This window comes from Streptomyces sp. SM10, assembly GCF_002910915.1.
Classification (GTDB): Bacteria; Actinomycetota; Actinomycetes; order Streptomycetales; family Streptomycetaceae; genus Streptomyces.
This window is the reverse complement of record NZ_NEUF01000139.1, coordinates 62,071-83,998: the sequence shown is the minus strand read 5'-3', so window position 1 is coordinate 83,998 and position 21,928 is coordinate 62,071. Positions and strand designations below refer to the sequence as shown.

Genomic DNA, 21,928 nt, shown 5'->3' with positions numbered 1-21,928 from the left:
CAAGTACCGCTGCTGGTCCGCGGTGCCCGTCCCCGCACTGCGCGACTCGGCGGTACGTCAGAGCCTAGAGCGCCTCTGCGCCGGTGGGGAGATCAATTGCGTCATTGTTCGGGTGTGGCCGGACCTGCCGGGAAAACGGCCGGCTGCGGATACCCTGCCGGGCATCCGCAGCCGGTCTGCGTTCTACAGGTACTGTCCGGTATTTGCCACCGTGTCGATGGAGCGACCGGTGTCTGCGCCCTGCTTTCCGGTGACGAGTGTGCGGATGAAGACGATCCGCTCACCCTTCTTTCCGGAAATCCTGGCCCAGTCGTCCGGGTTGGTGGTGTTGGGCAGGTCCTCGTTCTCCTTGAACTCGTCCACGCACGCCTGGAGGAGATGGGAGACGCGCAGGCCCTTCTGGCCCTGCTCGAGGAATGCCTTGATGGCCATTTTCTTCGCCCGGTCCACGATGTTCTGAATCATCGCGCCGGAGTTGAAGTCCTTGAAGTACAGGACTTCCTTGTCGCCGTTCGCATAGGTGACCTCGAGGAAGCGGTTCTCCTCGGATTCCGTGTACATCCGCTCCACGACCGACTGGATCATCGCGTGGGCGGCGGCCTCCTTCGAGCCCGTGTGCTCGGCCAGGTCGTCCGAGTGCAGCGGCAGGGAGGGCGTGAGGTACTTCGCGAAGATGTCCTTCGCCGCCTCCGCGTCCGGACGCTCGATCTTGATCTTCACATCGAGACGGCCGGGCCGCAGGATCGCGGGGTCGATCATGTCCTCGCGGTTGGAGGCGCCGATGACGATGACGTTCTCCAGGCCCTCCACGCCGTCGATCTCGGCGAGCAGCTGGGGGACGATGGTGTTCTCCACGTCCGAGCTGACACCGGAACCACGGGTGCGGAAGAGCGATTCCATCTCGTCGAAGAAGACGATGACGGGGGTGCCCTCGCTCGCCTTCTCCCGGGCACGCTGGAAGACGAGGCGGATGTGCCGCTCGGTCTCGCCGACGTACTTGTTGAGGAGCTCGGGGCCCTTGATATTGAGGAAGTAGCTCTTCCCCGCGGGCTGTCCGGTGACCTCGGCGACCTTCTTGGCCAGCGAGTTGGCGACGGCCTTGGCAATGAGCGTCTTGCCGCAGCCCGGAGGGCCGTAGAGCAGGATGCCCTTCGGCGGACGCAGTTCGTGCTCCCTGAAGAGGTCGGGGTGGAGGTACGGGAGCTCGACCGCATCGCGGATCAGTTCGATCTGGTCGCCCAGACCGCCGATCTTGTTGTAGTCGATGTCCGGGACCTCTTCGAGGACGAGCTCCTCGACCTCGCTCTTGGGGACCACTTCGTAGACGTAGCCGGACCTGGGTTCGAGCAGAAGGGCGTCGCCGGGACGGATGGTGATGTCCAGGAGGGGCTCGGCGAGCCGCACCACCCGTTCCTCGTCGGTGTGCCCGACCACCAGGGCGCGCTCGCCGTCCTCGAGGATCTCCTTGAGGGTGACGATGTCCCCGGCCCGCTCGAATTCCATGGCCTCGACCACGTTGAGCGCCTCGTTGAGCATGACTTCCTGGCCTCGCCGGAGGCCTTCGAGCTCGACGCTGGGACTGACGTTCACCCGGAGCTTGCGGCCCCCGGTGAAGATGTCGCAGGTGTCGTCCTCGTTGGCCTGCAGGAAGACGCCGAAGCCGGCCGGCGGCTGCGCGAGCCGGTCGACCTCCTCCTTGAGGGCCACGATCTGGTCGCGGGCCTCGCGGAGTGTGTTGGCGAGCCGCTCGTTCTGCGCGGACACGCCTGCCAGGTTGGTCTGCAACTCGACGATCCGCTCTTCGAGAATCCTCGAATGACGCGGAGAGTCGGCGAGCTTACGTCGCAGGACGGCGATTTCCTGCTCGAGATAGGCAACCTGGCCGGCTGGGTCTTCTGACCCCCGCACGGGCCGGGTGCCGCGGTTGATGTCGTCGTCGTGGGCTGCCACGGTCCTCACCTCCTCCAAGGGGAGCTGGACGCTTCCTGACCCTACCTGGGTGGGTGATGATTGAAACCCCTAGATCACAAAGACCCGGGAGCGTGTCCGATCTTCACCCTTGCGCTCTCCCTCACGCCAAGGGAATACCCACCCTTCGGCACCGGAAAGCAGCCGGTTGTATCGTCGAAGCGTTCAACACCCGTCAGGGCTGGCTTCAATTGGTGCAGATACGCAGGGAACGGCAGGACACATGACCGTGCAGCAGGACGCTCAGGCCGACAGCGACACGCAGGATCTCGAGGTCTGGATCGACCAGGATCTCTGTACGGGCGACGGCATCTGCGTGCAGTACGCACCTGAGGTGTTCGAGCTGGACATCGACGGCCTGGCCTATGTGAAGAGCTCCCAGGACGAGCTCCTCCAGGACAAGGGCGCCACCACTCCGGTGCCCCTGCCCCTCCTCCAGGACGTCGTGGATTCGGCCAAGGAATGCCCGGGCGACTGCATTCACGTACGTCGTGTTTCGGACAGTGTGGAAGTCTTCGGGCCGGACGCGGAGTGACGGTCAGACGCCCTGCGCGGTGCTTCCGGCGGGGGCGGCGGACTTGATGAACGCGTTGCCCTTCCACTGCCAGACGGCGCTCTCCTGCTCGTCGGGGCAGCAGCGTGGCACGTCGGCCGAGGAGTAGCCGAGCAGCGTGGCCGAAATGCGGCCGTCACGGACGGTGAAGTCGGTGACGTTGAGTTTCTGAGCGGGGTCCACCAGGGTCGCCACGACCCGGGGCGCGGCCCCGCTCGGCTGTGTCACGACGTAGACGCCACTGGGCGGGGTGCCGGACCCCGCGGCGCAGCGGACGACGGCGACGGTCTCGGGGCCGCCGTCCCCGTCGAGATCCCCCGGAGCGCTGTCGGCCACCGTCTGCCCTGCGGCGCCGCAGTCCAGCGGGAAGGTGACCGCTGCCGCGTCGGGCGCCGTCGCGTCGGGCGCACCGCCCTGCGTGGACACCCGGTGCTCGGACGCCGCAGCCGTGGCGGTGGCCGCCTCGGGCTGGAGCAGGCCCGCGGCGGCGACGACCGCGGCCATGGCCGTCGCCGTGGCGAGCCAGTGCACCGGCTTGGCGTCGGTGTGCGCGAGGTCCGGGAGCGCGGAGGTCTGCACGCGGTATGTCTCCTGTGGTTCCTGGAGGCCCGGGTGGGCGGTGCCGAACGGGCGTCGGCGGGCGGGGGTGGCCAGCATCGTGCCACACCTCACACCCCAAGGGAACGGCGGGGTCCGCCGGGCAGCGGAAAAGGCGCCGCCGCCGGGCTCCGGGGTCGGTCCGGGAGCTCGGCGGCGGCGCCTTGGCGTCCTACGGGGTCAGTCGCGGGCGGCGGAGCCGCCCCGGCTGTTGGGGCCCTCGTAGTCCTCGCCGTAGGCGCCCTTGGACGGGCGGCGGCGGCGCACCGGCGGCTCGACGCCGTCCGCGAGACGGCGGGCGGTGACGAGGAAGCCGGTGTGGCCGATCATCCGGTGGTCGGGCCGGACGGCCAGACCCTCCACGTGCCAGTTGCGGATCATCGACTCCCAGGGCTGGGGTTCGGCGAAGCAGCCGATCTCACGGATGGACTCGACGGTCCGCGAGAGCTGGGTCGTGGTCGCGACGTACGCGCAGAGGATGCCTCCGGGCACCAGGGCCTTGGACACGGCCTCGAGGCATTCCCAGGGGGCGAGCATGTCCAGGACGACGCGGTCGACGTCGGTGTCCGAGAGGTTGTCCTGGAGGTCGCCGACGGTCAGCTGCCAGGCGGGGTGCGGCGAGCCGAAGTAGCGCTCGACGTTCTGCTGGGCGATCTCGGCGAAGTCCTCGCGGCGCTCGTAGGAGTGCAGCATGCCCTGCTCGCCGATGGCGCGCAGCAGGAAGGTGCTGAGCGCACCCGAGCCGACGCCGGCTTCGACGACACGGGCGCCGGGGAAGATGTCGCCGAAGGCGAGGATCTGCCCCGCGTCCTTCGGGTAGACCACGGCGGCACCGCGGGGCATGGACAGGACGTAGTCGGGGAGCAGGGGGCGCAGCGCGAGATAGGCGACGTTTCCCGTGGTACGGACAACACTGCCCTCGGGAGCACCGATCAGCTCGTCGTGCGGGAAAGAACCCTTGTGGGTGTGGAAGTTCTTTCCGGCTTCGAGCGTGAAGGTGTAGTGGCGTCCCTTGGGGTCGGTGAGCTGGACCTGGTCCCCGACTTTGAATGGGCCGCGACGGCGGGCGGCACCGGTCGGTTCGGACATGTGACCAGCCTACCGGTATTTCGGGGGCCGCCTCCCGGGGCGTCAGGCCGACGGGCGGGCCATGGCCTTGATGAAGGCGCGCTCGACGTCGGCGGTGGAGAGGACTCCGTAGATCTCGCCGGTGTCCTCGACGACGAGGTACTCGGTGGCCGGGGTGGCCTTCAGCCGGTCCAGGAGGGCCTCGCCCGCGAGTTCGGCGGGGACCTTCATGCCGTCGGTGAGGTCCTGGGCGAGGCCGCTGACGGCCACCCAGGGCCGGCGGTGCTCGGGGACGCCGGCGATGGCCGCCTCCCGGACGACGCCCTTGGGGCTGCCCTGTCCGTCGACGACGACCAGAGCCCGGGCGCCTGCCTCGTTGGCCCGGCGGAGCGCCTCGGAGAGCGGGGTGGCGGACTCGACGGGCACGGCACGCCGTGTGAGGGTACGGGCGCGGAGTTCGGGGAGGTGCTCCCGGAGCCGGGCCGTCCGCAGGCTGTTCCCCGCCCCGGTCCAGATGATCGCCGCGAGGATCGCCGCGAGGAGGGCGTCGGTGACGGTCTCGAAGCCGCTGATCTTCCCGGTGGCGTTGCCCAGGGCTCCGGAATGGGTGAGCAGCGGGAGACCGACGAAGACGGTGATGGCCAGGCCCCGGCCGACCCAGGCGGCGGCGACGGTGCCGCTCATCGGCTTGCCCGTGATCTTCCAGACGACGGCGCGGAGCATGCGTCCGCCGTCCAGGGGCAGTCCGGGCAGCAGGTTGAAGGCCGCGACGATGAGGTTGGAGACCATCAGTCCGGCGAGGAGCACGCCGGGGACGGTGCCCGCCTCGACGAACTGGAGCGGGATGTAGAAGACGCCGCCGAGGGCGAGGGAGAGCAGGGGCCCCACGAAGGCGAGGACGAACTCACGGCCGGGGGTCTCCGTCTCCTTCTCGATCTCGGAGACACCGCCGAAGAACTGGAGCTGGATGCGGCGCACCGGCAGCTTGTAGCGCAGGGCGGCGACGGTGTGGGCGAGTTCGTGGACCAGGACGGACGCGTAGAAGGCGATCGCGAAGAAGAGGGCGACCAGGTAGCGGGCGCCGCCGAGCTCCGGCAGGACGCGGTCGAGCTGGCCGCCGAAGACCCAGGTGATCAGAGCCGCGACGACGAACCAGCTGGGTGCCACGTACACCGGCACTCCGAAGGGGCGGCCCATGAGGATGCCGCCGCCGGGATCTGCCGGACGCCGTGGCTTGTCCTTCTTCGGTCCGGTGCCGGGGTCCGTACCCCCTGCGCCGGGCTGCGGGCGCCCGCTGTCGCCGCTCTCGTCCACGGGGTCCCTTCGGTCGGTGGCCTCTGCCACGATCATGCTGTGCGCGAGCTCTGTCGTCGATGGTATGCCGCTGGGTGTCGGTGGCGGGCCGTAGGGTCTTCGACATGACGTCCGTACCGCGCCCGCCTCAGCCACCCTCGTCCCTGTCGCCCTCGCGCGCGAGCGATTTCATGCGGTGCCCCCTGCTGTACCGCTTCCGGGTCATCGACAAGCTGCCCGAGAAGCCCAGTGAGGCTGCTACCCGGGGCACGCTGGTGCATGCGGTGCTGGAGCGGCTGTTCGACGCCCCGGCGGCGGACCGTACGGCGCCCAAGGCCAAGGCGCTGATCCCCGGCCAGTGGGACCGGCTGCTCGAGTCGAAGCCCGAGCTGACGGAGCTGTTCGAGGGGGATCCCGGCGGGGAGCGGCTCGCGGGGTGGCTGGGCGAGGCGGAGCGGCTGGTGGAGCGGTGGTTCTCACTGGAGGACCCGACCCGCCTGGAGCCGGCCGAGCGGGAGCTGTTCGTCGAGACGGAGCTGGATTCGGGGCTGCGGCTGCGCGGGGTGATCGACCGCGTCGACGTGACCCCGGCGGGCGAGGTCCGCATCGTCGACTACAAGACGGGCAAGGCTCCGCGGCCGGAGTACGCGGAGGGCGCGCTGTTCCAGATGAAGTTCTACGCCCTGGTGGTGTGGCGCCTGAAGAACGTGGTGCCCCGCCGGCTCCAGCTGGTCTATCTCGGCAGCGGGGACGTGCTGACGTACGACCCCGTCCCCGCCGACCTCGAGCGGGTGGAGCGCAAGCTGCTCGCACTGTGGGACGCGATCCGGCTGGCCACCGAGACGGGCGAGTGGCGGCCGAGGCCGACGAAGCTGTGCGGCTGGTGCGACCACCAGGCGGTCTGTCCGGAGTTCGGTGGGACTCCCCCGGTCTATCCGCTGTCCGTGCGCCCGGCCGAATCGGTGGAAGCTGTGCAGGGCAGAATGGAGCCGGACCGGTCCGGGGCCGGCCGGCCGGTGGCCCTCGAAGGCCCTTAAGGAGATCACGTGGCTATCCGCGTCCTGCTCGTCGATGATCAACCGCTGCTGCGCACCGGCTTCCGGATGATCCTGGAGGCGGAAGGTGATCTCGCGGTGGTCGGTGAGGCCGGTGACGGTCTGCAGGCCATCGACCAGGTGCGGGCGCTGCAGCCCGATGTCGTGCTCATGGACATCCGGATGCCCCGGATGGACGGGGTCGAGGCGACCCGCCAGATCACGGGGCCGGGACGGGACGGTCCGGCGAAGGTCCTGGTGCTGACGACCTTCGACCTCGACGAGTACGTGGTGGAGGCGCTCCGCGCGGGTGCCAGCGGCTTCCTGCTGAAGGACGCACCGGCCAACGAGCTGGTGCAGGCCATCCGGGTGGTGGCCGCGGGTGAGGCGATGCTGGCACCGAGCATCACGCGCCGGCTGCTCGACAAGTACGCCGACCATCTGCCGTCGGGCGAGGACCCCGTTCCGGACGCCCTGCACACGCTCACCGATCGTGAGGTGGAGGTGCTGAAGCTGGTGGCGCGCGGACTGTCGAACGCGGAGATCGCGGCCGACCTCTTCGTGAGCGAGACGACGGTCAAGACCCATGTGGGCCATGTGCTGACGAAGTTGGGGCTGCGCGACCGGGTGCAGGCCGCCGTCTACGCCTACGAGAGCGGGCTGGTGCGTCCCGGCGCCCAGTGAGGGCGCGGTGCGAGGACGAAACCGGCGCGGTCCGGGGCCTGTGGCCCCGGACCGCGCCGGTTTCGGACGGTGTCGCGTCAGGAGTCGCCGCGGCCCAGCTCCCAGAGCTGGAGGTCGGCCGAGGAGTTGACGGCGTACTCCACTCCGGTCAGCCCGTCGAGGGAGGCGACGTACTGCTTGCCCTGCCAGACCGGGAGCATGGGGACGTCGTTGGCAACGATGTCCTGGAGCCTCTCGAAGGCGGGGCCGGCGGCGCTGCGGTCGGCCTCGCGGCGGGACTGCGGGATGAGCGTGTTCTGCGCCGTGGCCGACTCGTAGGGCGAGTTGAGGAAGTTGTTCTTGTCGAGGAACGGCGCCGTGTAGTTGTCCGCGTCCGGGAAGTCGGGGAACCAGCCCATGCCGTAGACCGCGTAGTCGCCCTTCTTCTGGGCGGGGCGGTACTCGGCCCACGGAGTGCCCTTGACGTCGACGTCGAACAGCTTCGAGTCGTTGAGCTGCTTCGCCAGCGTCTCGAACTCGGCCTTGGTGGCGGGGCCGTAGTGGTCGGTCGTGTAGTGCAGCGTGAACTTCACCGGGGTGCTGATGCCGGCCTTCTCCAGGAGCTGGGCGGCTCCGGCGACACTGGGCTCCCCGTACTTGTTGAAGAACGAGTTGGTGTGGCTGGTGATGCCCGACGGGATCAGCGAGTAGAGGGGCTCGGCCGTGCTGCCGTACACCTTGCTCGCGATGGAACCGCGGTCGATGACCTGCGCCACCGCCTGGCGGACGGCCTTGTCCTCCACCACGGGGTCCTCGGTGTTGAACGCGAGGTAGCTGATGGCGAGGCCGGGCATCTCGGTGAGCTTCTCGCCCTCCTTCGGCTCCGCGAGCATCGTCTGGGCCTGCTCGGGCGACATGGTGCGCGTCATCATGTCGATCTTCTTGTCGGCGAGCGCCTTGCCCATCGCGGCCGCGTCGGGGAAGAGGTCCAGCTCGACCTTCTCGTTGCTGATCTTCAGATCGCCCTTGTACTTCGGGTTCTTGGTGAAGACCACCTTGACGACCTGGTCGCCCTTGACCTCGGGCTCCATGGTGTAGGGACCGGAACCGTCGACCTGGAAGCCCTCACGGGCCGTCTTCGCCGGGTACTTGTCCTTCTGGACGATGCCGGCGGGCGGCGTGGCGAGCTTGTACGGGAACGTCGCGTCCGGGGTGCTCAGGTGGAAGACGACCTGGTTCTCGCCCTTGGTCTCGATCGTGTCGATGTTGGCGAGCAGACCGACCGGGCCGCTCTCGTCCTTGATGTCGATGACCCGCTGGATGGAGTACTTCACGTCCTCCGGAGTGACCGGGGTGCCGTCGGCGAAGGTGAGCCCCTTGCGCAGGGTGCAGCGGTAGCTCTCGTTCTCCGTGTCGGTGAAAGCGCAGCTCTCGGCCGCCTCTGGCACGGGCTCGCCGCCGCCGCGCGGTATGTGGGTCAGGGTCTGCACCGTCTGGCGCAGCACGTTCCACACGCCCGCCTCGTAGCCGATGGCCGGGTCGAGCGGTGCCGGGTTGTCCTTCGAGGCGATGAACTGGTCCGTTGTCCCGACCACGATGGCATCGCCCCCGTCGTCCGACCCGCCACAGGCGGCGAGCACGGGCGCGAGCAGGCCCACTACGGCCGGCAGCACCAGCGTCTTGCGGTTCATCTGGACGTTCTCCCTCATTCCGGCATGTGAGAAAACCGAGATTAGTAGGCGCCGCAGGGGGCCTTGACCGGTGCCGTCCGGCCTCGTATCCACTCGGTGATCACCGATGACGGGTTGTCCATGTCACGCTCGGGAACGTTTCGTACACCACTCCATGAAACCGGACGTATGGGTTCCCCAAACGGACATCCGGACCAGCCCGGAGCACCCTCGAATGTCACGTCGAGTGACGAATATCACGCACCCGGGCCGATCATCGCATTGACATGGACCTGATCCAGGCGCCCGGGGGAGACGGCGCCACGGACCGGAGTGCGCCCCTCTCCCCCGGTGGCGAGCACGTCACCGGGGGAGGAACGCCCTCACCGCACGCCGGCGGTCACTCGTCCGTGACCAGTCCGCGCAGGAAGGCCAGGTCCACCTGTTCCAGCGAGGGCACGACGACCCTTCCCGGCGCCGGGGCGATCGGCGCCACGGACGGTACGGCGACGACGCGGCAGCCCGCGGCCTCGGCCGCCGCGACACCCGTCGCCGTGTCCTCGATGACCGCGCAGCGCCGGGGATCCGCCCCGAATCCCGCGGCGGCCGCGAGGTAGGGGTCGGGGTGGGGCTTGGTGCGGGCCACCTCGTCCCCCGCGACCGTGAGAGCGAAGTGGTGACGGCCCACCGAGTCCAGTACGCGGTCGATGATGCGCCGGTGGGAGGCGGAGACCAGGGCGGTGGGCACCTCGTGCGCGGCGAGCTCGGCGAGCAGCCGGGCGGCGCCCGGCATCAGCGGGACACCACGCCCGATGCGCTTCTCGAAGCGGTCGTTGAGCAGCACGGTGAGCTCCTCGAGGGAGATACCGGCACCGGTGACCTCGATGAGATAGCCGGCGCTCCGGGTCATCGGCCCGCCGACGACCACGTCGCGCCACGCCTCCTCGAGCCGGTGACCGAGGTCGGCGAAGACCTCGACCTCCACGTCCCACCAGAATCCTTCGGTGTCGACCAGTGTGCCGTCCATGTCGAGCAGGACTGCTTGCAGCGCCGACCCTTCGGCCGTACGGATCAGGGACGCGGGGACCGTACTGGTCATCCGGCACACCTCCATGAGGGACGAGAAGGCCGGCCGCCTTCCCGGTGGGAACGGCGACCGGCCTGCACTGGACCGACCAGTCTACGACTCGTGCTCCTGAAGCGCGCGGAGTGGGGACCTACCGCGCGTTGAACAGTTCGCTACCGTGCGTTGAAGTACTTCGCCTCCGGGTGGTGGATGACGATCGCGTCCGTGGACTGCTCGGGGTGCAGCTGGAACTCCTCGGAGAGCTTCACCCCGATCCTCTCGGGCTCCAGCAGCTCGGCGATCTTCGCCCGGTCCTCGAGGTCCGGGCAGGCGCCGTAGCCCAGGGAGAAGCGGGCCCCGCGGTACTTCAGCGCGAACATGTCCTCGACGTCGGACGGGTCCTCCCCGGCGAAGCCGAGCTCGCTGCGGACCCGCGCGTGCCAGTACTCGGCGAGAGCCTCGGCCAGCTGCACGGACAGCCCGTGCAGTTCCAGGTAGTCGCGGTAGGAGTTCGACTCGAAGAGCTCGGCGGTGGCCCCGCCGATCCTCGAACCGACCGTGACGACCTGGAGTCCGATCACGTCCGTCTCCCCCGACTCCTCGGGGCGGAAGAAGTCCGCGAGGCAGAGCCGGCGGCCCCGTCGCTGGCGGGGGAAGGTGAAGCGGGTGCGCTCCGAGCCGTCCTCGTGCAGCAGGATCAGGTCGTCGCCCTTGGAGACGCAGGGGAAGTAGCCGTAGACGACGGCGGCCTCCAGCAGGTTCTCGGTGTGGAGCTTGTCGAGCCAGCCGCGCAGGTGGGGCCGGCCCTCCCGCTCCACGAGCTCCTCGTACGTCGGGCCGTCACCGGCACGGGCCTGCTTGAGGCCCCACTGCCCCTTGAAGAGGGCGCCCTCGTCCAGCCAGGAGGCGTACTCCTTGAGCTGGATGCCCTTGACGACCCGGGTGCCCCAGAACGGCGGCTCGGGGACCGGGTTGGTGACGGAGACGTCGGAACGCACGCCCTCCTCGGGCTCCTCGACCTCCGGCACGGCCGTGTCGCGCTTGGGCACACGGCGCTGCTTGAGCTCGGGGAGGACGGCACCCGGGACTCCGCGCTTGACCCCGATGAGCGCGTCCATGAGGCGCAGCCCCTCGAAGGCGTCGCGGGCGTAGCGGACCTCGCCCTCGTAGATCTCGTGCAGGTCCTGCTCGACGTAGGCCCGGGTCAGGGCGGCGCCGCCCAGGATGACCGGGTACTCGGCGGCCAGCTTGCGCTGGTTGAGCTCCTGGAGGTTCTCCTTCATGATCACGGTGGACTTGACCAGGAGGCCGGACATGCCGATGACGTCGGCGCGGTTCTCCTCGGCGGCTTCCAGGATCGCGGAGACGGGCTGCTTGATGCCGATGTTGACGACGTTGTAGCCGTTGTTGGACAGGATGATGTCGACGAGGTTCTTGCCGATGTCGTGGACGTCGCCGCGGACGGTGGCCAGCACGATGGTGCCCTTGCCCTCGGCGTCCGACTTCTCCATGTGCGGCTCCAGGTGGGCCACCGCGGTCTTCATGACCTCGGCGGACTGGAGCACGAAGGGCAGCTGCATCTGGCCGGAGCCGAAGAGCTCGCCCACGACCTTCATGCCCTCCAGGAGGGTGTCGTTGACGATGTCGAGGGCGGGCCGGGTCTCCAGCGCCTCGTCGAGGTCGGCCTCCAGCCCCTTCTTCTCGCCGTCGATGATCCGGCGCTGGAGGCGCTCGTCGAGCGGCAGCGCGAGGAGTTCCTCGGCCTTGCCCTCCTTCATCGACTTCATGTTGACGCCCTCGAAGAGCTCCATGAGCCGCTGCAGCGGGTCGTAGCCTTCGGCGCGGCGGTCGTGGATCAGGTCGTGGGCGGCCTTGACCTGCTCCTCATCCAGCCGGGCGATCGGCAGGATCTTCGACGCGTGCACGATCGCGGAGTCGAGACCGGCCTTGACGCACTCGTCGAGGAAGACCGAGTTCAGGACGACACGGGCCGCAGGATTCAGGCCGAAGGAGATGTTGGAGAGGCCCAGCGTCGTCTGGACGTCGGGGTGGCGCCGCTTCAGCTCGCGGATCGCCTCGATGGTGGCGATGCCGTCCTTCCGCGACTCCTCCTGCCCTGTGCAGATGGTGAAGGTGAGGCAGTCGATGAGGATGTCCGACTCGTTGATGCCCCAGTTGCCGGTGAGGTCCTCGATGAGCCGCTCCGCGATGGCGACCTTGTGCTCGACGGTGCGGGCCTGGCCCTCCTCGTCGATCGTCAGGGCGATCAGTGCGGCACCGTGCTCGGCGGCCAGCCGCGTCACCTTCACGAAGCGCGACTCGGGCCCGTCTCCGTCCTCGTAGTTCACCGAGTTCAGGACCGCGCGCCCGCCGAGCATCTCCAGACCGGCCTGCAGCACGGGCAGCTCGGTGGAGTCCAGCACGATCGGCAGGGTGGAGGCCGTGGCGAACCGCCCGGCCAGCTCCTTCATGTCGGCGACACCGTCGCGGCCGACGTAGTCGACGCAGAGGTCGAGCAGGTGCGCGCCCTCGCGGATCTGGTCGCGGGCCATCTCCACGCAGTCGTCCCACCGGGCCTCCAGCATGGCCTCGCGGAACTTCTTGGACCCGTTGGCGTTCGTCCGCTCGCCGATGGCGAGGTACGAGGTGTCCTGACGGAAGGGCACGGACTGGTAGAGGGAGGCGGCGCCGGGCTCGGGGCGCGGGTCGCGGACGGCCGGCGTGAGGGCGCGGGCCCGCTCGACGACCTGGCGCAGATGCTCGGGCGTCGTACCGCAGCAGCCGCCGATCAGGGACAGGCCGTAGTCGGTGACGAAGGTCTCCTGCGCGTCCGCCAGACCCTCCGGGCCGAGCGGGAAGTGCGCGCCGTCCTTGGTCAGGACGGGCAGGCCCGCGTTCGGCATGCACATCAGCGGTGTACGCGAGTGCTGTGCCAGATAGCGCAGGTGCTCGCTCATCTCGTCCGGCCCCGTCGAACAGTTCAGCCCGATCAGGTCGATGCCCAGCGGCTCCAGGGCGGTCAGCGCGGCGCCGATCTCGGAGCCGAGCAACATGACGCCGGTCGTCTCGAAGGCGAGCGAGCAGATCAGCGGCACGTCGACACCCAGGGCCTCCATCGCCCGGCGGGCGCCGATGAGGCTGGACTTCGTCTGCAGCAGGTCCTGCGTGGTCTCCACGATCAGGGCGTCCGCACCGCCGGCGAGCAGGCCTTCCGCGTTCTGCTGGTAGCCGTCCCGCAGCACGTCGTACGCGATGTGGCCGAGCGAGGGCAGCTTGGTGCCGGGACCCACGGAGCCGAGCACCCAGCGCTGGCGGCCGTCCTTCGCGGTGAACTCGTCGGCGACCTCGCGGGCGATACGGGCACCCGACTCGGACAGTTCGACGATCCGGTCAGCGATCTCGTACTCGTTCGCCGCCGAGTGGTTCGCGCCGAAGGTGTTCGTCTCGACGCAGTCGACGCCGACCGAGAAGTACTCCTCGTGCACCGAGCGGACGATGTCGGGGCGGGTGACGTTCAGGATCTCGTTGCAGCCCTCGAGGTTCTCGAAGTCCTCGAGGGTGGGGTCCTGGGCCTGGAGCATGGTGCCCATGGCACCGTCGGCCACCACCACCCGGGTGGCGAGCGCCTCACGGAGCGCTGCGGCCCGGGTCCGGCTGTCAGCTGAGGGGGTCGGCAACGAGGCCATGGATGTTCTCCCTGGGATGCGACGGCTGTCGGCTTTGCGCCCTTCTGCGGAGGGGGCACGCCGCCAGCGTAGCCGGGAGGCGCCCGGGCCGGTCATCGCGTCCCACGGGGCGGACTGCATGCTGTGCGGGGAACGGGCCCCGTCGCGGGGTGGCGCAGAATCTTCGCGCCACCGGACAGAGGTCGACATCGACCGATAGTGTTCAGCATTGTCGAACCGAGGTGGAGGAGTACGGCGCGATGGCGAAGAACATCCAGTCGCTCGAGCGGGCAGCGGCGATGCTGCGTCTGCTGGCGGGCGGCGAGCGTCGGCTCGGCCTGTCCGACATCTCGTCGTCGCTCGGTCTGGCCAAAGGTACCGCGCACGGCATTCTGCGCACCCTCCAGCACGAGGGCTTCGTCGAGCAGGACACGGCCTCCGGCCGCTACCAGCTCGGCGCGGAGCTGCTGCGCCTGGGCAACAGCTATCTCGACGTGCACGAACTGCGGGCCCGCGCGCTGGTGTGGACCGACGACCTGGCCCGCTCGAGCGGCGAGAGCGTCCACCTGGGCGTTCTGCACCAGCGCGGCGTCCTGATCGTCCACCACGTCTTCCGGCCCGACGACAGCCGCCAGGTGCTCGAGGTCGGCGCCATGCAGCCGCTGCACTCCACCGCCCTGGGCAAGGTGCTCGCCGCCTACGACCCGGTCGCGCACAGCGAGGCCACCGAGGTGGAACGGCGCTCCTTCACCCCGCGCACCGTCACGGGCGACGCGGAGTTCGAGTCCCTGCTCGACCTGATCCGGGCGCGGGGCTGGGCGGCCGACGTGGAGGAGACCTGGGAGGGCGTGGCGGCCGTGGCCGCCCCCGTTCACGACCGGCGCAGGATGCCGGTCGGCGCCGTGGCCGTGACGGGCGCCGTGGAGCGCGTCTGCGCCGGCGGCGAACTCCGGCCCGAGCTCGTCGCCGCCGTACGGGACTGCGCCCGCGCCGTCTCCCGGGATCTGGGCGCCGGGCGCTTCTGAGCCCACCCGGGCCACATCACGGGGATCCGGACCCCGGCCGCTTCCGAGTACCCGCGAGCCGCCTCCCGGGATCCGGACGCCCCTGAGCACAGCCCGCTCCATCGGTAACGATCGAGTCGCGCGTCACAGACCCCTTGACGGACCCCTCATCGGAGAGAAACATGGCCGTTCACCGGTCGGCATTGCCGAACACCTAACGGCAATACGCGTTAGAGTGTGACAGTGCCGAGGGCCGGTCAAGCCCTACAGGTGACGTACCCGCTCTTCAGGGGTACCCATCTGGGGCGCGATCCACCGGAGGGACCCGGTGTTTCGCCATTCCCCTGGACGAAGGACAAAGGAGTCGCGGGTGTCCAGCTCCGACATCTTCATCGGCGAGACCATCGGTACCGCCATACTCATCCTGCTCGGCGGCGGTGTCTGTGCCGCCGTCACGCTCAAGCGCTCGAAAGCGAGGAACGCCGGCTGGCTGGCCATCACCTTCGGGTGGGGCTTCGCCGTACTGACCGGTGCCTACATCGCCTCCGGTGTGTCCGGTGCGCACCTCAATCCGGCGGTCACCATCGGCCTCGCGATCCAGGGCGGCACCGCCTGGAGCGATGTGCCCCTGTATCTCGTCTCCGAACTGTTCGGCGCGATGATCGGCGCCGTGCTCGTGTGGGCCGTCTACTACGGACAGTTCCACGCGCACCTCACCGATCCCGAGATCCTGGAGGACCAGCCGGCCGAGGAAGGTCTGGTCGACCAGACCTCGGCGCCGAAGGCCGGCCCCGTACTCGGCATCTTCACCACGGGTCCGGAGATCCGGAACGCGGTGCAGAACGTGGTCACGGAGGTCATCGCGACCTTCGTCCTGGTCCTGGCGATCCTCACGCAGGGTCTCAACGACGAGGGCAACGGTCTCGGCGCGCTCGGCGCCCTGATCACCGCTCTGGTGGTCGTCGGGATCGGCCTGTCGCTCGGCGGGCCGACCGGCTACGCGATCAACCCGGTACGCGACCTCGGTCCGCGCATCGTGCACGCGCTGCTGCCACTGCCGAACAAGGGCGGGTCGGACTGGGGCTACGCCTGGGTACCGGTGGTAGGACCGCTCATCGGGGCCGCACTGGCCGGCGGGCTCTACAACCTCGCCTTCGCCTGAGCCGCACCCTCCACACCACACAGACCTCCGGGAGCCAACCGTGACCGACGCACACACCACCGGCCCGTTCATCGCGGCCATCGACCAGGGCACCACCTCCAGCCGCTGCATCGTCTTCGACAAGGACGGCCGGATCGTCTCCGTCGACCAGAAGGAGCACGAGCAGATCTTCCCCAAGCCGGGCTGGGTCGAGCACGACGCCAAGGAGATCTGGGAGAACGTCCAGGAGGTCGTCGCCGGGGCGATCGTCAAGGCCGGCATCACCTCCGCCGACGTCAAGGCGATCGGCATCACCAACCAGCGCGAGACGACCCTGCTGTGGGACAGGAACACCGGTGAGCCGGTGCACAACGCCCTCGTCTGGCAGGACACCCGCACCGACGCCCTCTGCAAGGAGCTCGGCCGCAACGTCGGCCAGGACCGCTTCCGCCGCGAGACCGGGCTGCCGCTCGCCTCGTACTTCGCGGCCCCGAAGATCCGCTGGCTGCTGGACAACGTCGAGGGCCTGCGCGAGCGCGCCGAGCGCGGCGACATCCTCTTCGGCACCATGGACTCCTGGGTCATCTGGAATCTGACCGGCGGCACCGAGGGCGGCGTCCACGTCACCGACGTCACCAACGCCTCGCGCACCCTTCTGATGAACCTGCACACCATGCAGTGGGACGACAAAATCCTCAGCTCGATCGGCATCCCCTCCGCCGTGCTCCCGGAGATCCGGTCCTCCGCCGAGGTCTACGGCGCGGCCAAGGGCGGCGTGCTCGACGGCGTCCCGGTGGCATCCGCGCTCGGTGACCAGCAGGCCGCGCTGTTCGGCCAGACGTGTTTCGCCGAGGGCGAGGCCAAGTCCACGTACGGCACCGGCACCTTCATGCTGATCAACACCGGCGAGACCCCCGTCAACTCCTACAACGGGCTGCTGACGACGGTCGGCTACCGGATCGGCGACCAGAAGGCGGTGTACGCCCTGGAGGGCTCCATCGCCGTCACCGGATCGCTCGTCCAGTGGATGCGCGACCAGATGGGCCTGATCAAGTCCGCGGCCGAGATCGAGACGCTCGCCTCGTCCGTCGAGGACAACGGCGGCGCCTACTTCGTGCCCGCCTTCTCCGGCCTGTTCGCGCCCTACTGGCGTCCCGACGCCCGCGGTGTGATCGCCGGCCTCACCCGGTACGTGACCAAGGCGCACATCGCCCGGGCCGTGCTCGAGGCCACCGCCTGGCAGACCCGTGAGATCAGCGACGCCATGACCAAGGACTCCGGCGTGGAACTGACCGCGCTCAGGGTCGACGGCGGTATGACCTCCAACAACCTGCTGATGCAGACGCTCTCCGACTTCCTGGACGCACCCGTGGTGCGCCCGATGGTCGCCGAGACGACCTGCCTCGGCGCGGCCTACGCCGCCGGCCTCGCCGTCGGCTTCTGGCCGGACACCGACGCGCTGCGCGCCAACTGGCGCCGTGCGGCCGAGTGGACACCCCGTATGGACGCGGCCACCCGTGACCGCGAGTACAAGAGCTGGCTCAAGGCCGTCGAACGGACCATGGGCTGGATCGACGACGACGAGAGCTGAGGAGCAATCGACATGACCACCCTGCAGAGCGTCCCCGCCCTCGGGACGCATCCGGCCTCCGGCTCCCTCCCGAGCCGCGCCGAGACCCGGGAGCAGCTTTCCAAGGCGACGTACGACCTCCTGGTGATCGGCGGCGGCATCCTGGGCATCTCCACCGCCTGGCATGCCGCGCAGTCCGGACTGCGGGTGGCCCTGGTGGACGCCGGCGACTTCGCCGGCGCCACCTCCTCCGCCTCCTCCAAGCTGCTCCACGGCGGTCTGCGCTACCTCCAGACCGGCGCGGTGAAGCTGGTCGCGGAGAACCACTTCGAGCGGCGCGCGGTGTCCCGTCAGGTCGCCCCGCACCTGGCCAATCCGCTCACCTTCTACCTGCCCGTCTACAAGGGCGGCCCGCACGGCGCCGCCAAGCTCGGCGCCGGCGTCTTCGCCTACTCGGCCCTGTCGGCGTTCGGTGACGGCGTCGGCCATGTGATCAGCCCGGCCAAGGCTCAGCGTGACGTCCCGGAGCTGCGCACGGACAACCTGAAGGCCGTCGCGGTCTACGGCGACGACCAGATGAACGACGCCCGGATGGCGCTGATGACGGTCCGCGCGGCCGTCGACGCGGGCGCCGTCGTCCTCAACCACGCCTCGGTCACCGGACTGCGGTTCACCAAGGGCCGGGTCACGGGCGCCGAGCTGGAGGACCGCCAGGACGGCACGGAGTTCGGCGTCGACGCCCGCCTCGTGCTCAACGCCACGGGCCCGTGGGTCGATCACCTGCGCAAGCTGGAGGACCCGAACGCGGCGCCTTCCATACGTCTGTCCAAGGGCGCCCACCTGGTCCTCAAGCGCACCCGCCCGTGGAAGGCCGCACTGGCGACGCCGATCGACAAGTACCGGATCACGTTCGCCCTTCCGTGGGAGGACATGCTGCTGCTCGGCACGACCGACGAGGAGTACGAGGGCGACCCGGCCGATGTCTCGGTCACCGAGAAGGACACCGCGCAGATCCTCGACGAGGCGGCGTTCTCCGTACGGGACCAGCAGCTGTCCCGGGATCTGATCACCTACTCCTTCGCGGGACTGCGGGTGCTGCCCGGCGGTCCGGGCGGCACGGCCAAGGCCAAGCGGGAGACGGTCGTCACCGAAGGGCGCGGCGGGATGCTGTCGGTCGCCGGCGGCAAGTGGACGACGTTCCGCCACATCGGCCGCACGGTCATGAACAAGCTGGCCGAACTGCCCGGGCGCCCGCTCGCCGAGGACATGGAGCCGATGGCGCGGCTGCCGCGGAAGGTGCCGCTGCCGGGCATCGCCAACCCGAACGCGGTGGCGCACCGGCTGCTGGTCGACGGCGGTACTCCGGGACCGCGGATGTCGGCCGACACGGCCCGGCACCTCGCCACCCACTACGGCTCGCTCTCCTTCGACATCGCCCGGCTCGCGAACGAGAACCCGGCGCTGGCCGAGCGCATCCACCCCGACGCCCCGGAGATCTGGGCGCAGGTGGCGTACGCGCGCGACCGTGAGTGGGCGCAGACGGCGGACGACGTGCTGCGCCGACGGACGACGCTGACGATCCGGGGCCTGGCCACCGACGACGTCCGGGGCCGGGTCGAGGACATGCTGGCCGACGGGCGCTGACGGCGCCTCAGCACCTCTCAGGGGCGGCCTCCCGGGTGCGGGGGGCCGCCCCTGCGGCATGGGGGCTCGCACCTGGCGGCATAATGAGGCGATACATCGGATGTCTTGTGCGCGAGGAGGCCCCACATGGCCGTCACCGACGAAGCGATCGAGAAGATCAAAGGAATGATCGTCTCGGGTGCGCTGGCCCCGGGCGACCGGCTTCCCAAGGAGAGCGAACTCGCCGCCGAGCTGGGCCTGTCGCGCAACTCGCTGCGCGAGGCGGTGCGCGCGCTGTCGCTGATCCGGATCCTCGACGTCCGCCAGGGCGACGGCACCTACGTCACCAGCCTGGACCCGCAACTGCTCCTGGAGGCCCTCAGCTTCGTGGTGGACTTCCACCGCGACGACACGGTGCTGGAGTTCCTGGCGGTCCGCCGGATCCTGGAGCCCGCGGCGACGGCGATGGCGGCCCTGCTCATCGAGGAAGGGCAACTCGACTCCCTGAGCGCCCAGTTGGACTCACTGGGCCCGAATCCCTCGGTGGAGAGGCTGGTCGCCGCAGATCTGGAGTTCCACCGCGGGATCGTCCGGTCCTCCGGCAACTCGGTGCTGTGCTCCCTGCTGGACGGCCTCTCCGGCCCGACCACACGGGCCAGGGTGTGGCGCGGGCTGACCCAGCAGGACGCGGTCAGCAGGACCCTCCACGAGCACCGGGCGATCCTTGCCGCGCTGCGGGACCGGGACGCGGAGGCGGCCCGGTCCTGGGCGACGGTGCACGTGGCGAGCGTGGAGCAGTGGCTGCGCTCAACCCTGTGAGGGTGTGGCGGGGCGCAGCCGCAGCCCCTGCATCCCGCCGTCGACGGCGAGGGCGGTGCCGGTGACGGACGCGGCCGCCGGGCTCGCGAGGTAGACGACGGCGGCGGCGACCTCGTCGGCGGAGACCAGCCGCCCCAGGGGCTGGCGCGCGTCGAGCGCGGCGCGCTCGACGGCGGGGTCCTCGGCGCGGTCGAGCAGGCGGCCGACCCAGGGGGTGTCGGCCGTACCGGGGTTGACGCAGTTGACCCTGATCCCCTCCCGGACGTGGTCGGCCGCCATGGCCAGGGTGAGGGAGAGCACGGCGCCCTTGCTCGCGCTGTAGAGCGCGCGCTGCGGCAGACCGGCGGTCGCGGCGATGGAGCAGGTCTGGGTGATCGAGACGGCTCCCGGGCATACGGCGGCGGCACGGCGCAGATGCGGCAGTGCGTGCCGGGCGGCGCGGACCATGCCGAGCACGTTGACGTCCAGGACGCGGGTCCACTCCGCGTCGCCGTTCTCCTCCACGGTGCCGACCGATCCGATCCCCGCGTTGGACACCAGGGTGTGCAGGCCGCCCAGCTCCTCGGCGGCCCGCTCGACCGCGCCCCGTACGGCGTCGTCGTCCGTCACGTCGGCGGTGAGCGCGAGCGCCCCTTCGGGAGCGCCCTCCGGATCGAGGTCGAGGACGGCGACGCGGGCCCCGCGGGCGAGCAGCAGGGCCGCCACGGCGGCCCCGATGCCCGAAGCGCCGCCCGTCACCAGGGCGGACAGTCCGTCGAAATCCTGCGTACCGGTCATCGGGCGGTCTCCTCGGGTGTGCGGCGGGCCTGCCAGACGGGGCCCTGCGGATAGCGGTGTCCGGCGATCGAGGCGGGGAGCATCCGGGCCGAGAAGCCCGGTGCGCGCGGGGTGACGTAGCGGCCCTCCTCGATGACGGCCGGCTCGGCGAAGTGCTCGTGGAGATGGTCGACGTACTCGATGACCCGGTCCTCGCGGCTGCCGGAGACCGCGACGTAGTCGAACATCGAGAGGTGCTGGACCAGTTCGCACAGTCCGACGCCTCCGGCGTGCGGGCAGACCGGGATTCCGAACCTGGCGGCGAGCAGCAGCACCGCGAGGTTCTCGTTGACGCCGGCGACGCGTGCGGCGTCGATCTGCACGAAGTCGACGGCCCCCGCCTGGAGCAGTTGTTTGAACACGACCCGGTTGGCGACGTGTTCGCCGGTGGCGACCTTGACGGGCTGTCCGGCGCGCACGGCGGCATGGCCGAGCACGTCGTCGGGGCTGGTCGGTTCCTCGATCCAGTACGGGTCGTACGGGGCGAGCGCGCGCATCCACTCCACCGCCCCGGTCACGTCCCAGCGCTGGTTGGCGTCGACGGCGATCCGGATGCCGGGGCCGACGGTCCGGCGGACGAGCGAGAGCCTGCGGACGTCGTCGTCCAGATCGGCCCCGACCTTCAGCTTGATCTGGGTGAAGCCGTCGGCGACGGCCTCCTTGCACAGGCGCACGAGCTTGTCGTCGTCGTATCCGAGCCAGCCGGGCGACGTCGTGTACGCCGGGTACCCCTCGGCGAGCAGCCGTTCGGTGCGCTCGGCACGGCCCGGCTCCGCGGCGCGGAGGATACCGAGCGCCTCCCGGGGGGTGAGGGCGTCCGTGAGGTAGCGGAAGTCGACGAGGGAGACGAGGTCCTCCGGGGTCATCTCCGCCAGGAACTGCCAGACGGGTCTGCCCGCGAGTCGCGCCGCGAGGTCCCAGGCCGCGTTGACGACGGCTCCGGCCGCCATGTGCATCACCCCCTTCTCGGGGCCGAGCCAGCGCAGTTGCGAGTCGTGCGTGAGCCTGCGGTGGAGGGCGGCGAGGCCGGCCGCGGTGCGCGGGACGGGACGGCCCACGACGTGGCTGCGGAGCGCCTGGATGGCAGCCGCCATGACATCGTTGCCGCGTCCGATGGTGAAGCAGAACCCGTGTCCCTCCTCACTCGCGCCGCCGTCGGTGCGCAGGACGACGTAGGCGGCGGAGTAGTCGGGGTCGGGGTTCATGGCGTCCGAGCCGTCCAGCAGCTCCGAGGTGGGAAAACGGATGTCCTCGACCTCGAGATCCGTGACGGTCAGACTCATGTGCGCCCCCAGGGGAATAACATCGGATCTCTCAACGGTCATCCGATGTATAGCTGCACGAGGGTCTTTCGGTCCAGGGCCCGAGCGGAAATTGA

At 69.8% G+C, this 21,928-nt stretch carries 17 protein-coding genes; 8 read left to right on the top strand and 9 right to left on the bottom strand.

Annotated features, from left to right (window positions below; all coding sequences use genetic code 11):
- Window positions 1-183 precede the first annotated feature (183 nt).
- Window positions 184-1,950 carry a proteasome ATPase gene (gene arc, locus B9S57_RS22740; protein ID WP_103517413.1) on the bottom strand — a complete coding sequence of 589 codons (1,767 nt, stop codon included), beginning with the start codon at window positions 1,948-1,950 and terminating at the stop codon, window positions 184-186.
- A gap of 241 nt (window positions 1,951-2,191) precedes the next feature.
- Here arc and B9S57_RS22730 point away from each other — a divergent pair, with 241 nt between their 5' ends.
- Window positions 2,192-2,503, top strand: a complete 312-nt coding sequence (locus tag B9S57_RS22730; protein WP_103517412.1) for a ferredoxin — start codon at window positions 2,192-2,194, stop codon at window positions 2,501-2,503.
- A 3-nt stretch (window positions 2,504-2,506) separates the two neighbouring features.
- On the opposite strand, the gene B9S57_RS22725 is transcribed toward B9S57_RS22730, so the two are convergent.
- From B9S57_RS22725 to B9S57_RS22715, 3 genes are all read right to left on the bottom strand, one after another.
- Window positions 2,507-3,100, bottom strand: coding sequence for a hypothetical protein (locus B9S57_RS22725; protein WP_103517469.1), 594 nt, complete (start codon window positions 3,098-3,100; stop codon window positions 2,507-2,509).
- Window positions 3,101-3,298: 198 nt separating this feature from the next.
- Window positions 3,299-4,207 carry a tRNA (adenine-N1)-methyltransferase gene (locus B9S57_RS22720; RefSeq protein ID WP_103517411.1) on the bottom strand — a complete coding sequence of 303 codons (909 nt, stop codon included), beginning with the start codon at window positions 4,205-4,207 and terminating at the stop codon, window positions 3,299-3,301.
- A 42-nt stretch (window positions 4,208-4,249) separates the two neighbouring features.
- Window positions 4,250-5,500, bottom strand: coding sequence for a site-2 protease family protein (locus tag B9S57_RS22715; protein ID WP_103517467.1), 1,251 nt, complete (start codon window positions 5,498-5,500; stop codon window positions 4,250-4,252).
- Between the two features lie 170 nt (window positions 5,501-5,670).
- On the opposite strand from B9S57_RS22715, the gene B9S57_RS22710 reads away from it, so the two are divergent.
- Together B9S57_RS22710 and B9S57_RS22705 are read left to right on the top strand one after the other, a co-directional pair.
- Window positions 5,671-6,516 carry a PD-(D/E)XK nuclease family protein gene (locus B9S57_RS22710; RefSeq protein WP_308457415.1) on the top strand — a complete coding sequence of 282 codons (846 nt, stop codon included), beginning with the start codon at window positions 5,671-5,673 and terminating at the stop codon, window positions 6,514-6,516.
- Window positions 6,517-6,525: 9 nt separating this feature from the next.
- The gene (locus tag B9S57_RS22705) at window positions 6,526-7,197 is read left to right on the top strand and encodes a response regulator transcription factor (protein ID WP_103517407.1); all 672 of its coding nucleotides are present in this window, start codon (window positions 6,526-6,528) and stop codon (window positions 7,195-7,197) included.
- A 77-nt stretch (window positions 7,198-7,274) separates the two neighbouring features.
- Here B9S57_RS22705 and B9S57_RS22700 read toward each other — a convergent pair whose 3' ends face one another.
- The 3 genes from B9S57_RS22700 to metH form a co-directional block, all read right to left on the bottom strand.
- The gene (locus B9S57_RS22700; protein ID WP_103517405.1) at window positions 7,275-8,867 is read right to left on the bottom strand and encodes an ABC transporter substrate-binding protein; all 1,593 of its coding nucleotides are present in this window, start codon (window positions 8,865-8,867) and stop codon (window positions 7,275-7,277) included.
- A gap of 379 nt (window positions 8,868-9,246) precedes the next feature.
- Window positions 9,247-9,945: an HAD family phosphatase gene (locus B9S57_RS22695; RefSeq protein ID WP_103517404.1), complete on the bottom strand. Its 699-nt coding sequence runs from the start codon at window positions 9,943-9,945 to the stop codon at window positions 9,247-9,249.
- 140 nt (window positions 9,946-10,085) lie between these two features.
- Complete coding sequence (gene metH / locus B9S57_RS22690) at window positions 10,086-13,598, bottom strand: methionine synthase (RefSeq protein WP_103517403.1); 3,513 nt, start codon at window positions 13,596-13,598, stop codon at window positions 10,086-10,088.
- Window positions 13,599-13,837: 239 nt separating this feature from the next.
- On the opposite strand from metH, the gene B9S57_RS22685 reads away from it, so the two are divergent.
- The 5 genes from B9S57_RS22685 (at window position 13,838) to B9S57_RS22665 (ending at window position 19,734) form a co-directional block, all read left to right on the top strand.
- Window positions 13,838-14,602, top strand: a complete 765-nt coding sequence (locus B9S57_RS22685) for an IclR family transcriptional regulator (RefSeq protein WP_258036513.1) — start codon at window positions 13,838-13,840, stop codon at window positions 14,600-14,602.
- A gap of 349 nt (window positions 14,603-14,951) precedes the next feature.
- A complete protein-coding gene (locus B9S57_RS22680; protein WP_103517401.1) occupies window positions 14,952-15,743 on the top strand; it encodes an MIP/aquaporin family protein in 792 nt (263 codons plus the stop codon).
- 40 nt (window positions 15,744-15,783) lie between these two features.
- Window positions 15,784-17,313: a glycerol kinase GlpK gene (gene glpK / locus B9S57_RS22675; RefSeq protein WP_103517400.1), complete on the top strand. Its 1,530-nt coding sequence runs from the start codon at window positions 15,784-15,786 to the stop codon at window positions 17,311-17,313.
- Between the two features lie 12 nt (window positions 17,314-17,325).
- Window positions 17,326-18,936: a glycerol-3-phosphate dehydrogenase/oxidase gene (locus B9S57_RS22670; protein ID WP_103517399.1), complete on the top strand. Its 1,611-nt coding sequence runs from the start codon at window positions 17,326-17,328 to the stop codon at window positions 18,934-18,936.
- A gap of 126 nt (window positions 18,937-19,062) precedes the next feature.
- Window positions 19,063-19,734 (top strand): FadR/GntR family transcriptional regulator, encoded by a 672-nt coding sequence (locus B9S57_RS22665; protein WP_103517398.1) that lies wholly within the window; start codon window positions 19,063-19,065, stop codon window positions 19,732-19,734.
- On the opposite strand, the gene B9S57_RS22660 is transcribed toward B9S57_RS22665, so the two are convergent.
- A complete protein-coding gene (locus tag B9S57_RS22660) occupies window positions 19,723-20,511 on the bottom strand; it encodes an SDR family NAD(P)-dependent oxidoreductase (protein ID WP_103517397.1) in 789 nt (262 codons plus the stop codon). The two genes, B9S57_RS22665 and B9S57_RS22660, sit on opposite strands and share 12 nt — an antisense overlap.
- Entirely contained in the window at window positions 20,508-21,833 is a 1,326-nt protein-coding gene (locus B9S57_RS22655; RefSeq protein ID WP_103517396.1) for an enolase C-terminal domain-like protein, read from the bottom strand. Before B9S57_RS22655 ends, B9S57_RS22660 begins: the two co-directional genes overlap by 4 nt.
- Between the last annotated feature and the right edge of the window lie 95 nt (window positions 21,834-21,928).

Coding starts and splice junctions, on each gene's coding strand:
- B9S57_RS22700 (WP_103517405.1), bottom strand. CDS start 8,867: ATGAACCGCAAGACGCTGGTGCTGCCGGCCGTAGTGGGCCTGCTCGCG.
- B9S57_RS22660 (WP_103517397.1), bottom strand. CDS start 20,511: ATGACCGGTACGCAGGATTTCGACGGACTGTCCGCCCTGGTGACGGGC.
- B9S57_RS22710 (WP_308457415.1), top strand. CDS start 5,671: ATGCGGTGCCCCCTGCTGTACCGCTTCCGGGTCATCGACAAGCTGCCC.
- metH (WP_103517403.1), bottom strand. CDS start 13,598: ATGGCCTCGTTGCCGACCCCCTCAGCTGACAGCCGGACCCGGGCCGCA.
- B9S57_RS22685 (WP_258036513.1), top strand. CDS start 13,838: ATGGCGAAGAACATCCAGTCGCTCGAGCGGGCAGCGGCGATGCTGCGT.
- B9S57_RS22670 (WP_103517399.1), top strand. CDS start 17,326: ATGACCACCCTGCAGAGCGTCCCCGCCCTCGGGACGCATCCGGCCTCC.
- B9S57_RS22720 (WP_103517411.1), bottom strand. CDS start 4,207: ATGTCCGAACCGACCGGTGCCGCCCGCCGTCGCGGCCCATTCAAAGTC.
- B9S57_RS22695 (WP_103517404.1), bottom strand. CDS start 9,945: ATGACCAGTACGGTCCCCGCGTCCCTGATCCGTACGGCCGAAGGGTCG.
- B9S57_RS22730 (WP_103517412.1), top strand. CDS start 2,192: ATGACCGTGCAGCAGGACGCTCAGGCCGACAGCGACACGCAGGATCTC.
- B9S57_RS22655 (WP_103517396.1), bottom strand. CDS start 21,833: ATGAGTCTGACCGTCACGGATCTCGAGGTCGAGGACATCCGTTTTCCC.
- B9S57_RS22665 (WP_103517398.1), top strand. CDS start 19,063: ATGGCCGTCACCGACGAAGCGATCGAGAAGATCAAAGGAATGATCGTC.